Annotated in this window: 12 protein-coding genes; 3 read left to right on the top strand and 9 right to left on the bottom strand. The window is 69.1% G+C overall.

The window, feature by feature from the left end; translation table 11 throughout:
• The first annotated feature begins 233 nt into the window (after positions 1 to 233).
• Positions 234 to 1,412, top strand: coding sequence for a calcium-binding protein (locus tag BMX36_RS16525; RefSeq protein ID WP_093067220.1), 1,179 nt, complete (start codon positions 234 to 236; stop codon positions 1,410 to 1,412).
• A 118-nt stretch (positions 1,413 to 1,530) separates the two neighbouring features.
• On the opposite strand, the gene BMX36_RS16520 is transcribed toward BMX36_RS16525, so the two are convergent.
• On the bottom strand, positions 1,531 to 3,915 hold the full coding sequence (locus BMX36_RS16520) for a TonB-dependent receptor (RefSeq protein WP_177179190.1): 2,385 nt from the start codon (positions 3,913 to 3,915) through the stop codon (positions 1,531 to 1,533).
• Between the two features lie 97 nt (positions 3,916 to 4,012).
• On the opposite strand from BMX36_RS16520, the gene BMX36_RS16515 reads away from it, so the two are divergent.
• Complete coding sequence (locus tag BMX36_RS16515) at positions 4,013 to 4,510, top strand: DUF3237 domain-containing protein (protein WP_218142195.1); 498 nt, start codon at positions 4,013 to 4,015, stop codon at positions 4,508 to 4,510.
• A 47-nt stretch (positions 4,511 to 4,557) separates the two neighbouring features.
• Positions 4,558 to 5,259 carry a glutathione S-transferase family protein gene (locus tag BMX36_RS16510; protein WP_093067214.1) on the top strand — a complete coding sequence of 234 codons (702 nt, stop codon included), beginning with the start codon at positions 4,558 to 4,560 and terminating at the stop codon, positions 5,257 to 5,259.
• 193 nt (positions 5,260 to 5,452) lie between these two features.
• On the opposite strand, the gene BMX36_RS16505 is transcribed toward BMX36_RS16510, so the two are convergent.
• From BMX36_RS16505 to BMX36_RS16470, 8 genes are read right to left on the bottom strand one after another with little or no spacing between them, the layout of a single operon-like run.
• Complete coding sequence (locus BMX36_RS16505) at positions 5,453 to 6,178, bottom strand: glutathione S-transferase N-terminal domain-containing protein (RefSeq protein WP_093067211.1); 726 nt, start codon at positions 6,176 to 6,178, stop codon at positions 5,453 to 5,455.
• Positions 6,175 to 6,879, bottom strand: a complete 705-nt coding sequence (locus BMX36_RS16500; RefSeq protein WP_093067209.1) for an alpha/beta fold hydrolase — start codon at positions 6,877 to 6,879, stop codon at positions 6,175 to 6,177. The genes BMX36_RS16505 and BMX36_RS16500 overlap by 4 nt, the downstream gene beginning before the upstream one ends.
• On the bottom strand, positions 6,876 to 7,790 hold the full coding sequence (locus BMX36_RS16495) for an NAD(P)-dependent oxidoreductase (RefSeq protein WP_256210852.1): 915 nt from the start codon (positions 7,788 to 7,790) through the stop codon (positions 6,876 to 6,878). The genes BMX36_RS16500 and BMX36_RS16495 overlap by 4 nt, the downstream gene beginning before the upstream one ends.
• Positions 7,787 to 9,103 carry a phosphopyruvate hydratase gene (gene eno, locus BMX36_RS16490; RefSeq protein ID WP_093067207.1) on the bottom strand — a complete coding sequence of 439 codons (1,317 nt, stop codon included), beginning with the start codon at positions 9,101 to 9,103 and terminating at the stop codon, positions 7,787 to 7,789. Before eno ends, BMX36_RS16495 begins: the two co-directional genes overlap by 4 nt.
• Positions 9,100 to 10,092 carry a phosphotransferase family protein gene (locus tag BMX36_RS16485; protein ID WP_093067205.1) on the bottom strand — a complete coding sequence of 331 codons (993 nt, stop codon included), beginning with the start codon at positions 10,090 to 10,092 and terminating at the stop codon, positions 9,100 to 9,102. Before BMX36_RS16485 ends, eno begins: the two co-directional genes overlap by 4 nt.
• Positions 10,089 to 11,216, bottom strand: coding sequence for an alpha/beta hydrolase (locus tag BMX36_RS16480; protein ID WP_093067203.1), 1,128 nt, complete (start codon positions 11,214 to 11,216; stop codon positions 10,089 to 10,091). The genes BMX36_RS16485 and BMX36_RS16480 overlap by 4 nt, the downstream gene beginning before the upstream one ends.
• A gap of 48 nt (positions 11,217 to 11,264) precedes the next feature.
• Positions 11,265 to 12,059 (bottom strand): 2-keto-4-pentenoate hydratase, encoded by a 795-nt coding sequence (locus tag BMX36_RS16475; protein WP_093067201.1) that lies wholly within the window; start codon positions 12,057 to 12,059, stop codon positions 11,265 to 11,267.
• Positions 12,056 to 13,009, bottom strand: coding sequence for a hydroxymethylglutaryl-CoA lyase (locus BMX36_RS16470; protein ID WP_093067199.1), 954 nt, complete (start codon positions 13,007 to 13,009; stop codon positions 12,056 to 12,058). Before BMX36_RS16470 ends, BMX36_RS16475 begins: the two co-directional genes overlap by 4 nt.
• Positions 13,010 to 13,074: the final 65 nt, after the last annotated feature.

The raw sequence follows: 13,074 nt of genomic DNA, 5'->3' as shown, positions 1-13,074 counted from the left end.
AGCCGCTTTGGCGGCCGCGCGTGCCGGCTTCGTGCCTCAATCGGATCCCGGCCCGCGCCGGAAGATGGGGCGAATGGCGCGCGCGCCAAGCCGGTGCGCGCGGCCTGGCGCGCCGGACACTCCGGCAATCGCAAGTAGATGGTTTGCACTCCCGACCGCCGCGAGGTGCGCGCGGATCGGGCACGATTCGCCTGAATCAACCACGAAACAAACCATCGGGACAGTCAGGTAAAATGCGTAGCTTTGCAAAAACGATCGGCGGCACCGCCAAGACCGACACGATAAAGGGAAGCAGCCTCAACGATCTTATCCGCGCGATGGCCGGGGCGGATCAGGTCGAAGGGGGCGACGGAGACGACGACATCTATGGCGGCGACGGGGATGACTTCCTGCGCGGCGGCAACGGGATCGATTTTCTTTACGGCGAACTGGGCAACGACAAGCTGGACGGTGGGCGCGGCGCGGACCGGCTGATCGGCGGCGACGGCAACGACACCATCACCGGCGGTGACGACGGCGACACGATCGACGGCGGCCTGGGGCATGACACGATCCTGGGCGATGCCGGCAACGACATCATCTACGCCGGCGACGGGCGCGACTATCTGGACGGCGGCTATGGCGACGACATCATCTATGCCGGCGCGGGCGACGACGGCTTCGTCAACGAGATCAACCCGGCGACGGGCAAGCTGACCACCCAGGCGGTGGGCGGCGGCGCCGGCAACGACACCATCTATGGCGAGGCCGGCAACGACAAGCTGAAGGGCCAGTCGGGCAACGACAAGGTCTATGGCGGCGACGGCAACGACCGGGTCGACGGCGGCGACGGCGACAATCGGCTGGAAGGCGGCAGCGGCGACGACATCATCTCCGCCGAATATGGCGTGGACGTGCTGCTGGGCGGCGACGGGCGCGACAACATGCAGGCCGGCGCCGGCAACGATTACATGGAGGGCGGCAACGACGCCGACAACATGAACGGCGAGGCCGGCAACGACCAGATGTTTGGCGACGCGGGCGACGATTACATGCTGGGCGGCGACGGGGCCGACCGGATGCACGGCGGAACAGGCGTCGACAAGCTGCTGGGCGAACTGGGCGCGGACCAATTGTGGGGCGATGCCGGCGCGGACTGGTTCGTCTTCAAGGGCGCGGGCGCGCTGGACGGCGGCGACACGATCATGGATTTCGAGAACGGGATCGACCGGATCGTGCTGGAGAAGCTGGGCGTCAAGTCGTTCAGCAGCAGCGGGGCGCCGGGCACGGTGTTCGCGCACGACCTGGCCAACGGCGATGTCGCGCTGGACGTGGTGACATCGAGCGGCGCGGAATTCACCATCCGGCTTGCCGATCCGCTGGGCACGCTGAACGCGGCGCATCTGTCGTCGGCGGACTTCATCCTGGTCTGACCGGAGTGTCAGGGGACGGGTCAGGCCTTGTGGCTTGATCCGTTCGCCTGAGCCTGTCGACGGCTACCAGGCCCGGCCGGCGCGGGGGAACCGGTGCGCATCGGGCCGCGGAATGCCTTCAGAACTTCACGCCCGCCTCGATCGCGATGTTGCGCGGAGGCTCCACGAACAGGATCGCGCGGGGCACGGCGGTGATCGGTGCGGGGAGCAGGAAGGCGCTGCCGGTGGTGAGCTTGTCGGTCAGGTTGCGGCCGACAAAGGCCACGTGCCAGCGCTCGTCCTGCGGCCCGAACTGGAGCCGGAGATCGAGCTTCGCAAAGCCGCTCTGATAGCCATAGAGCGGGCTTTGATTGTCCGAATTGTAGAAGCCCGAACGGCCACCGACGATGGCATTGCCGTCGATCTTGTAAGCATCGCCCACATCGATCCGGCCGTGCACCGCGACGTTGCCGGTGAATTTCGACGTATAGGGCAGGCGCACCCCGGCGAGGTTGTTGGCCTGGATACTGGCGGGCGAGGCCGGGTTGCACTCCGCGATCGGCTGCGTCGCGAGGCACGCCGCGCCGGGATAGTCATCATATTTCACGTCCTGATAGGCGCCGGACGCGGTGATGTCGAAATAGCGGCTGGGCGCGACGCGGAGCGACCCTTCGATCCCGCGCGAGGTGGCCGCGGCGGCGTTGCCGACCTGATAGGTGGAGATCACCGGATTGTAGACAGAAGATTGCAGGTCGGTGAACTTGGTATCGTACACCGACACGTTCGCCGAAACGCGCCCGTCCGCCAGCGTCGCCTTCACCCCCGCTTCCCAGTTGCGCGAGCGTTCGGGAAGATAGACGAAGGTCGCATCGGTCGTGCCATAGGTGTTCGACACGAAGCCGCCCGATTTGGAGCCGCGGCCGTACACGGCATAGATCATCAGATCGCGCGTGATGTCGTACTGCAGCGTCACCGATGGATCGGTCAGCCCTTCGCGGATCGACTGGTCCGCGGTGGTGTTCACCGGACGCAGCGCATAGGGGCCGTAGCGCAGGCGGCCGCCGAACGTGCCGTCCTTATGCGTGTTGGTATAGCGCAGGCTGCCGATCACGCGAAATCCGTCGAACGGGCGCAGCGTCGCCTGACCGAAGACGGAGATGGAGCGCGCCTTCTGCCGGAAGTTGGTTTCCATCAGGCCGAAATAGTTGAGCGCGGCGATGTTGAATCCGCCAAGCTGCGTCAGATTGTAGCGCGACGTATCGTAATAGGCGCCAAGCACATATTCGAGCGTGCCGCCGCTGGGCGACAGGAGGCGGAACTCCTGCGAGAACTGGCGGAACCGTTCCGGGTACATGTTGTAGACCGAACTGGGCGTGATCGCGCCGCTGGGGGTTTCCTGGTCGAAGTAATTGGTGACGGAGCCGTTGAACCAGGAATAGCCGGTGATCGAGGTGAGCGTGTGATCGCCGATGCCGATGTTCGCGGTGACGGAGCCGAGCACGGAACGGTTGCTGGACTGTTCCTCCCCCAGCGGGCCATTGTCGATATAGCGCGTGCGCTTCACCTGCTGGCGCGTGGTGACCGGGCTGGACACGCCCAGGCCGCCGCTGCGATCCTGATTGGTGAGTTCGAGCTTGCCGGAAATGTCGACATTGTCGGCCGGCTCCCACCGTGCGCTGATCCGGAAGAGCTGGAGCTGGTTGTTGGGTTCATCCTTGCTGTTGAACCGGTTGAACAGATAACCGTCCTGATCCTGAATACGGGCGGCGACGCGCAGGCCAAACGTGTCGCTCAATGGCCCGGAGACATAGCCGGTGAGGTCGATGCCGCGCAGGTCGAAATTGTAGACGCCGGTGACGGAGCCTTCGAATTCCTTGGTCGGCCCGGCGGAGACGACGCTGACCGCGCCGGCGGGCGTGTTCTTGCCATACAGCGCGCCCTGCGGCCCGCGCAGCACCTCCACCCGGGCGACATCGAAGAACGGATTGAGCGCCTGGCGCACGCGGCCGGCATAGATGCCGTCGACATAGACGCTGACCGCCTGGTCAAAGGAGAAGTTCTGCGGCGGCGAACCGAAACCGCGGATGTAGATGGTGTCGTTGCCGTTGGTCTGCTGCACGAAGACGTTGGGAACGTAATTCTGCACCGCCTTGAAGTCGGTCGCCTGGAAGGCGTCGATCGTTTCACCGGTGACCACCTCCATGGAGATCGGCACGTCCTGCAACCGCTGCTCGCGGCGCTGCGCGGTGACCACGATGTCGCCGCTGGTGCCGATACCCTCGACACTAGCCGGGCTGGCGCTGTCGGTGGCGGGTGCGGCCTGGGTGGCGGCGGTCGCCTGCGAGCCGGTCGATTGCGGCGTGCCGGGCAGCGGATCGGCGGAGGGCGCGGGTGTCGGCGCGAGTGTCGGCGGGGGGCTGGCAGTGGACGCTGCCTGCGCGCCAGCCTCGGCCGCGGCCTGCGTGCCCAGCACCAGCGCCGCCGCGGTGGACGCCGCCAACAGCGCACGGACCGTGTGTGTCATATCCCCTCCTCGCTCCCGTCCGGCCTTGACGATGGCCGATCCTGACATTTCACTTAGGCTACTAATTAATTTAGTAAGTGTCTAGGGGAGAGCGATGATGGCCGGATCGATCGGGGAAACCGTGCTGGGCGATTATCTGTGCACGGTGGATTTCCACGTCGCCGGCGGCATTCTGGCGCTCGGCACGTCGCCGTTCGGGGAGCGCAGGATCGGCTATGTCACCGGTGGCAGCTTCGCCGGGCCGCGACTGTCGGGCATGGTGCTGCCGGGCGGGGGAAATTGGTCCGTGGCGGGGCGGCTGGACGATGATCGATCGGTCGGCACGATGGATGCCCGCGCGATCTGGCAGACCGACGACGGCGCGCTCATCCATGTGAGCTATGGCGGGCGCAGCGTGATCCCGGATGATGTGCGGGCGGAATTTGCCGATCCCGCGCGGGCAGGCGCGGTCGACCCGGGGCGCTATTACCTGCGCATCGCGCCCGTGTTCGAAACCGCGCATCCGGGTTATGCCTGGCTGAACGGCATTCTGGCGATCGGGGTGGGCGAGCGCACCGACCAGGGCGCGCGACACCGCCTCTACGCAGTTCGATGAGGCCGCAAGTCCGATCTGGGCGCGGCCAGAGAGAGAGGAACGGGAATATGATCGTGCTTCATGGCGGGCCGACGCCCAATGCGCGCAAGATCGCCATCGCGCTGCTTGAGATGGGCCTTGAATGGCGGCTGGAGGACGTGGACATCCTGGCCGGCGACCAGTTGACGCCCGAGTTCCTGGCGCTGAACCCCAACAACAAGACGCCGGTGATCGTGGACGAGGACGGGCCGGCAGGCCGGTTCGTCCTGTGGGAAACGGGCGCGATCCTCCTCTACCTGGCCGAAAAGGCAGGACGCTTCCTGCCGGCCGATCCCGTGGCGCGGGCGATCTGCTGGCAATGGCTGATGTTCCAGGTGTCGGGCGTCGGCCCGATGTTCGGTCAGGCAGCGCATTTCGGCTTCTACGCGGCGGAGCGGCACCCTTATGCCATTGAACGCTACACGCGCGAGGTGGATCGCCTGTTGCGGGTATTGGACGGGCAGCTGGCCAAGACCGAATGGGTGGCGGGCGGCGAATATACGATCGCCGACATGGCCATGCTGCCCTATCTGCGCCGGCCGGTGGAGGAGCAGGCGAGCCGCTATCCCCATGTCGCGCGCTGGGGCCAGGCGATGCTCGCCCGACCGGCGGTGCGTGAGGGCATGGCGCTTGGCATCGCGCGGCCGGAGACGATCGAGGGCGGGCTGGACGGCTTCACCGACGAGCATCGCTCGATCCTGTGGGGGGAGCGCCAGCACGCGGCGCGGTGAAGATGTCGCCGCCGCCTTGCCGGACGGCACAGCTCAGGACGTGCTTGTCCGCGCGTCCGGCGTCTGCGGGATCTTTGACCTGTCGAGTTTGTCGGATCCTGGATCCCCCAGGGCGGAATGACGTGGCATATGGTCAGCCTGCGCGTTCGCGCAGCTCCCGCACCCGGCCAGGATAACGGCGGAGGTCGGCGCCTCAGTCGCCGCGCACTGCGGCGTGCATGGCGTCGCCGAACATGTTGGACCATTCCGCCTCCGACAGCTTCTGGTGGCGGCCGAGATATTTGTCGGGCGCTTTCAGATCGGCGCGGGCGGTGGCGCGCTGCACGGCGGGGCGGGCGGCGATCGCCTCGTACCAGCGGCGGGTGGCGGGCCGTTCCGACCCCTGCCGGCCCATGACAAAGGCAGACGCCTGCCCCGGCCAGACGGCCATGTCCGCGATCGTATATTCCTCGCCCGCCAGATACGGGCTTTCCGCCAGCCGGTTTTCCAGCACGGCCAGCAGGCGATCATATTCGCGGGTGTAGCGTTCGACGGCATAATCCTGGCCCGCCGGGGCATAGCGCAGGAAATGGCTCGCCTGCCCGCCCATCGGGCCGAGTGCGGCGACCTGCCACGTCAGCCACTGGATCGTGCGACTGCGCAGCGGGCCGGCAGGCGCCAGGAACTGCCCGGTCTTCTCGCCGAGATATTGCAGGATAGCGCCGGACTCGAACACAGGCAGCGGAGACTCTCCAGCGCCCGGATCATGATCGACGATCGCCGGCAGCTTGCGATTGGGATTGATCCGCCCGAAGCCGGGGCGAAGCTGATCGCCCTCGAAGATGTCATAGGGAATGATCCGGTGCGCCAGACCGGTTTCCTCCAGCATCAGGGCCACCTTCATGCCATTGGGCGTGGCGCAGTAATGAAGGTCGATCATGCCTCTGCCTCGTCGATCCAGCGGGTGAGAATGGCGGTGGTCGCCGCCGGCGCCTCCAGCATCGGCAAGTGGCCGACGCCGGGTAGCGTCTCCAGCCGTGCCCCAAGGATGGCGGCAAGCATGTCGGCCTGCTGCTCGGCGGTGGTGATGCCATCGCCCGTGCCGCGGATCAGCAGGGCGGGCACGGTGATGCGGCCAAGCGAAGGGCGGCTGTCGATCCGGCCCATGATCGCGCGCTGCTGCCGCAAAAAGGTGTCCGCGCCAGTATTGGCCGCCATGCGGCGCGCGGCGCCAAGCAGGACGGGGTCGTCGCGCCGGTCGGAGGGAAAGAGCATGGGGATACGCTCCTCGATCACCTGATCGAAGCGGCCCGCGGTGACGAGATCGATATAACCCTGTCGCCGCGCCGTCTGCGCCGGGCCGTCCGCACTGGCCAAGGTGGCGACGAGCGCAAGGCGCGCGACACGGGGCGCGGCGCGGCGCATCACCTCCATGGCGACAAAGCCGCCCATGGCATGCGCGACCAGCGCGAAACGGGGCGGCGCGGCGGCAAGCAGGCGATCCGCCATGCCGGCGATCGTGTCGTCCCGCGTGTGATCGGCGTGGCGCACGTCACGATCCGCCCAGGCGGCGCGTTGCGGCGCCCAGCTTTCCGCCGTCAGGAGCTGGCCGGAGGCGAGCATGACGGGAAGCCTGCTCATGCCGGTGCCACCACGTTCAGCAGCGGCGCGCCGGCTTCCAGGCGCCGGACATTCTCTGCCGCGGCGGCGAGGCTGCGGGCGAGCGTCTCGGGCGTCTGCCAGGCGACATGCGGGCTGACGACGAGATTGGGCGCGGCGAGCAGAGGATCGTCCGGGGACACCGGCTCGGTCGCGAACACGTCGAGCCCAGCGCCGCGCAGGTGACCGCTGGCGAGCGCGCGGGCGAGCCGCGCCTCGTCCACCAGCCCGCCACGCGCGACATTCACCAGCACCGCGCCGCGCTTCATTGCCAGCGGATCGACCAAGTGCCGCGTTTCGGGCGTGAGCGGCACGTGGAGCGACACGACATCCGCCTCGGCGACCAGGGTATCGAGCGGCAGGCGGCGATACGGCACGTCATGGTCGCTGCGCGCGGCATAGACGATTTGCGCCCCCAAAGCCGCAAGGGCGCGCGCCAACCGCGAGGCGCTGGCGCCCATGCCGACCAGGCCGACCGTGCGCCCGGCCACCTCGCCCAGGTCATCCAGCACATGATCGGGCACCGCCCATTCCCCGGCGCGCGTCGCCGCGTCGAGCGGCACCGTGCGACGCAGCACCGCCAGCAGCAGCGCAAGCGCGCTTTCCGCCACCGCCTGCGCATTCACGCCCGGCATGTTGCAGACGGCGATGCCGCGCGCGGCGGCGGCATCGAGCGCGACCGTGTTCACGCCGACGCCCAGCTTCTGGATGAGGCGCAGGTGCGGGGCGGCGGCGATGGCGGCGGCCGACACGGGGTGGAGGACGTGGAGCAGCACCTCCGCCTCGCCGAGCGCACCGCCCGGTCCGATCGCGGTGACCGCGCCGGGGCCGAAGGCGGCAAGGATCTGCGCCTGAAAACCGGCGCCGGGGTGCGTGTCGATGACGATCCTCAACGCGCGCCTCCCGCCGGCGAGAGGCGGGCGGCGATCGGGGCGGCAAAGGCCGATGCGCCGGCGAACGCGGCCTGTGCGCCCATGGCTTCCTCGATCCGCAGCATCTCGTTCCACTTCGCCATCCGCTCGGACCGCGTGAAGGAGCCGACCTTGAACTGGCCTGCGTCCCAGCCGACCGCGAGATGCGCGATGGTCACATCCTCCGTCTCGCCCGAACGCGCCGACACGATCGTGCCCCAGCCGTGCATGCGCGCCGCATCCAGCGCGGCCTTCGCCTCCGTCACCGTGCCGATCTGGTTCACCTTGATGAGCGCCGCGTTGCAGGCCGCGGCAGCGGCGGCGGCCTCGACCCGCTCGGCGCGGGTGACGAGCACGTCGTCGCCGATCACCTGCACCGTGCCGCCGATCGCCCCGGTGACGGCGGCCATGGTGGCGAGATCGTCCTGCGAGGCGGGATCCTCGATCGAGAGAATGGGATAGCGCCGCGTCCAGCCGATCACCGTTTCCGCCATCGCCGCGCCGTCCAGGACGCGATCGTCCAGCGCCAGGCGATAGCCGTTGCCATCGCCGAATTCATTGGCGGCGATATCGAGCGAGATGAACACATCCTCGCCCGGGCGACGCCCCGCCGCCTCGATCGCGCGGGTCAGCACGTCCAGCGCCTGTTCGTTCGAGGAAAAGCTGGGCCACCAGCCGCCCTCGTCCGCCACGCCGGCGAGCGGGGCGAGATCCGCCATCAACCGGCCGGCGGCGCGATACACGCCTTCCGTGATCTCCAGCGCGCGGCGGAAGCTGCCGGCGTGCGGGGCCATCACCATGAAATCCTGAATGTCGGTGCGCCGTCCGGCATGCGCGCCGCCGCCGAAGATCTGGATCTCGGGAAGCGGCAGGCGCACCGCGCGATCCTGCGCCAGCCAGCGCCAGACGGGCACCCCCTCCCCCGCCGCCGCCGCGTGAAGCACCGCCATGGACACGGCCACCACGGCATTGCCGCCGAGCCGCTGCTTGGTCGGCGTACCGTCCAGCGCTGTCAGGGCCGCGTCGACCGCCGCCTGGTCGCGCGCGTCCATGCCGGCGAGCATGGGGGCGATTTCCCGCGCAACATTGGCCACCGCATGCGCCACCCCCATGCCGCCGAACGCCGCGCCGCCGTCGCGCAGGTCGATCGCCTCATGCGCGCCGCGCGATGCGCCGGCGGGGGCGATGGCCCGGCCGACTGCGCCATTCGCCAGCCGCACCTCGGCCTCCACCGTCGGCCGGCCGCGCGAATCCCATAGCTGGCGGGCGAGAACGGTGGTGATTGCGTGGCTCATCGTGGCTCCCATCGGGCGATCAGATCGGTGACATCGGGCGTCTCTCCCGTCAGCAGCGCCACGGCGCGGGCGCGAACCAGCGCGCGGGCGGCATCGTCGAGATAGGGCGCAGGCGACTTTCCCTCGACGCGGGCGAGGAGCAGCGCGGCGACCAGCTCCCCCGCGCGGTCGGCAAGCGGGCCGGCTTCCTCCCAACGGACCCCGGCGAGATAATGCGCGACGAACTGATGTGCCGATTGCGCCAGCGCGGCGCGGTGCTGCGGCAGCCAGACCTGCTTCAGCAACAGGTGCGTGGTGCAGAAGGCAAGGTCAAAGGCCGGGTCGCCGTATACCGCGCATTCGGCATCGAGGAACACGCCGCCCGTCGGGCCGACCAGGATGTTCTTGGGGCTGACATCGCCATGGACCAGCGCGATGCGCCGCTGCGCCAGGGCATCGGCGATGGCGTGCAGGCGCGCAGCCACCTCCGGCACCCGATCGGCGGTGGTGCGGAAAAAGGGCGCGATGCGCAGCGCATCGAAAAGCGCGGGATCGCCGAAGTCGCGCGCCACGCCTGCTTCGCCGGCCGTATCGGCGTGGATGCGGGCAAGCGCGGCGCCGAGGCCGGCGGCAAAGGCTGGATCGACCCGGCCGGCGACCAGCTCGTCCCGCCAGACCGGGTGCCGCGCCGGATCGAGCCAATCGAGGACGAACAGGTGATCGGCCGGCGAATGCGCCACCACCACGGGCACCAGCGCGGGATCGATCAGTGCCACGCGGCGGAGCCACGCGACCTCGTTTTCCGCGCGGCTGACCGGGGCGAGCCACTCGGCGGCAACGCGCAGCTGCGGCAGCGCGCGCTTCACCACCAGCGGGGGCCGGCCCGGGATGTCGGCGCGCCACACGTCGCACGAAACGCCGCCCGACAGCGCCGTCAACGCAACCGGCGCCCCCTCCGCCACCAGCCCCAGCCGGCGCAGCGCGGCAAGCGTGGCGACGTCGGCGATCATGCCTTTTGTTCGATCCAGGCCGCCATCAGATCGGCGGCGGTATCGCGATGCGCCTCCGAATCCTCGAAGTAATGCGCGCCGTTCACCAGTTGCAGTTCCTTGTCCGCCGACCCGATGTGATCGAAGATCTTGCGCGCATCGCTGGGAAACACACCGGTATCGGCGGTGCCCTGCACCACCAGCGCCGGCGTATCGAACTTGGCGAGATGCGGCGCGCCCTGGCACGGTGAGGTTTCGAGGCTCCACATGTTGAGCCAGGTGCGAAGCGTGTTGGCGCGGCCGATCGAGGGCGTGCGGTTCGCCACCGCCGGATCGCCGCGATAGCAGCGGCGCGGCGCGCGGTCTGACGGATCGAGCGACGGGTCCATGCACCTGAGATCCCCCCAGCAGCGGAACAGCGCGAAGAGGCGGTCCGGCACGCCGGCCGCGTTCAGCCGGGCAAGCTCCGCCTTGGCCCAATCGGTGATCCGCTGGTTGCGTGCGCGCTGCGCCGCGCGATACCGCTCGACGAACTGGGGCGCATAGGGCGGGCCATTGTCCGGGTTGAAGGGATCGAGCGCCGGGTCGGTCGCCACGGGATCGAATTCGTCCACCACAGACGCATCCATCCAGTCGGTCAGCACCTCCGGCCGGCCCTGATGCGCGTTCAGCGAAATATAGAGATCCGCCTTGATGAGCTGCGCCAGCGCGTCCTCGCCGGCGGGCGGCAGGGCATGGCCGAGCGTGGGGGCGATCGCTTCCGCCTGATAGGCACCCATCAGCGATCCGCCGCCCGAATTGCCGAGGATCACGATCCGCTCGACCCCCGCCTCCTCACGCAGCCAGCGCATGCCCACGCCGATGTCGAGCACGGCATGTTCGAGCAGGAACTGATCCTCGAAGCCGCGATAACGGGTGTTCCAGCCGAGAAAGCCATAGCCGCGACGGGCAAAATAGGGCGCGATATAATGTTCGCTGAAATCGACGTTATAGTGCGTGGCGATCACCGCCGTTCTGGGGCGTCGGCCGGCCGGCGCATAATAGATGCCCTGGCACGGGTGCCCGCCGGCCTGGATGCGCCGCGCGGTGGGCGACACCTTGCCGATGAAGGTCACGTCCAGCCCATCCACATCGCGTCGATCCATGCGACCCCTCCCCTTGTCCTGTTCGTCGCCGGCGGTGCCTTTGCCCGCTCAGCCCTGTGGTGCCTCGTGCCTGCCCGTCGCATCCGCGAAGCTGATGGAGACGGGCGCGCAGCCGGCGATTTCCAGCGTGAAGGCGTCGCCCGGGCGCGCCGGCAGCACCGGGCCGAGCGCCCCCGTCATGATTATCTCGCCAGCGCGCAGCGGCTGGCCCCGCCCGTCGGCATGATGCGCCAGCCAGCCCAGCGCGGCGAGCGGGCCGCCCATGGTGGCGCCCCCGATCCCCCGCGATTCCACCACGCCGTTGCGCGCGAGCGCCATGGTGAGGTCGGCCAGCCCATGCAGCGGAACGCCGCGCACCGGCTCGCCCAGCACCACGCCCCAGCCTGAGGCATTATCCGCCACCGTATCGAACAGACGCACGTCCCAGCCGGCAATCGCGCTGTCGACGATCTCCAGCGCGGGCATGAAATGGTCCACGGCGCCGGCCGCGTCCGCGGGATCGTCCACGTCGCGGCCGAGCACCAGCGCGATCTCGCCCTCGACGCGCGGTGCGATAAGTGGCCGGGCGATGGTGTCGCCGCCGCAAAAGCGACAATCGGCCCAGAGCCATCCGCTGTCGGGCTCGTCCACGCCGAACTGGCGCTGGACGGCAGTGGAGGTCAGCCCGATCTTGCGGCCGATCGTTTGCCCGCCAGCAGCACGGCGCGCGGCGGTGGCGAGATCCTGCACCCGATAGGCATCGGCGAGGCCAAGCGCGGGATGATCGTGGCGCGGCGGGGCGATCGGCACGCCGCTGGCACGGGCGGCGGCCAGGCGCGCGGCGAGATCGGCGTGCACGCTCATGCGCCGGCCCCGGAGAGGCTGGCCGGGGACAAATTCGCCGGCGGAAACTGGGGCGCGCGGCCGAGCTTGCCGGGCAGATCGCGCCCCAGCACGCCGCCGAGCCATCGCGCAGCCTCGATTGCCAGCGCCCGGTCATAGCCGGTGGCGACGTTCGACCGATCGAGCAGGTAGAGCACGTCCTCCGTCGCGACATTGCCCGAAGCGCCCGGCGCGAAAGGACAGCCGCCCGTGCCGCCAAGGGACGCGTCGATCACCCGCGCGCCTGCCTCGATCGCCGCCCAGACATTGGCGATGCCGGTGCCACGCGTGTCGTGCAGATGGACGCGCACGGGCAAGGGCGCGATCGCCTCCGCCACCCGGCCCACCGCCTCGGCCACCTGCGCCGGCACCGCGACGCCGATCGTGTCAGCCAGCGCCACTTCGCGCGGGCCAGCCTCCGCCGCACGCCGCGCCATGTCGATCACGCGGGCGAGCGACACCTCGCCCTCGAGCGGGCAGCCGAAAGCGGCGGCGATGGTGATCTGCCCACCGCGGCCGGCGGCACGCGCCAGCGCCACCGTGTCGCGCGCCGCCAGCAGGCTTTCGGCGCTGGTCTGCTTCTGGTTGCGCAGGGCAAAGGTGTCGCTGGCAACACAGACCGCGCCCAGCTCGTCGATGCGCGTGGCGAGCGCCCGCTCCGCGCCGCGCCGGTTCAGCACCAGGGCGATGAAGGTCACGTCGTCGTGTACCGGCAGGCCGGCAACGACCGCATCGGCATCGGCAAGCTGCGGCACGCGCGCGGGGTTGACGAAGCTTGTCACCTCGATGCGGCGCGCGCCGGCCGCGATCGCCCGGTCGATCAGCGCCAGCTTGTCGGCGGTGGAGACGAGGCCGGCCTCGTTCTGGAGCCCGTCGCGCGGCGACACCTCCACGATCTCGATCCCGCACTCACCTGATGCTGCGTCAGCCAAAGGTTGCTCCCTCTGTGATACCTAGTATGCTAAGCATATCGGCGGAGCAAGCCGGCTTGCGCATT

The organism is Sphingomonas sp. OV641 (assembly GCF_900109205.1).
GTDB lineage: Bacteria > Pseudomonadota > Alphaproteobacteria > Sphingomonadales > Sphingomonadaceae > Sphingomonas.
This window is presented reverse-complemented; position numbering and strand designations above follow the sequence as displayed.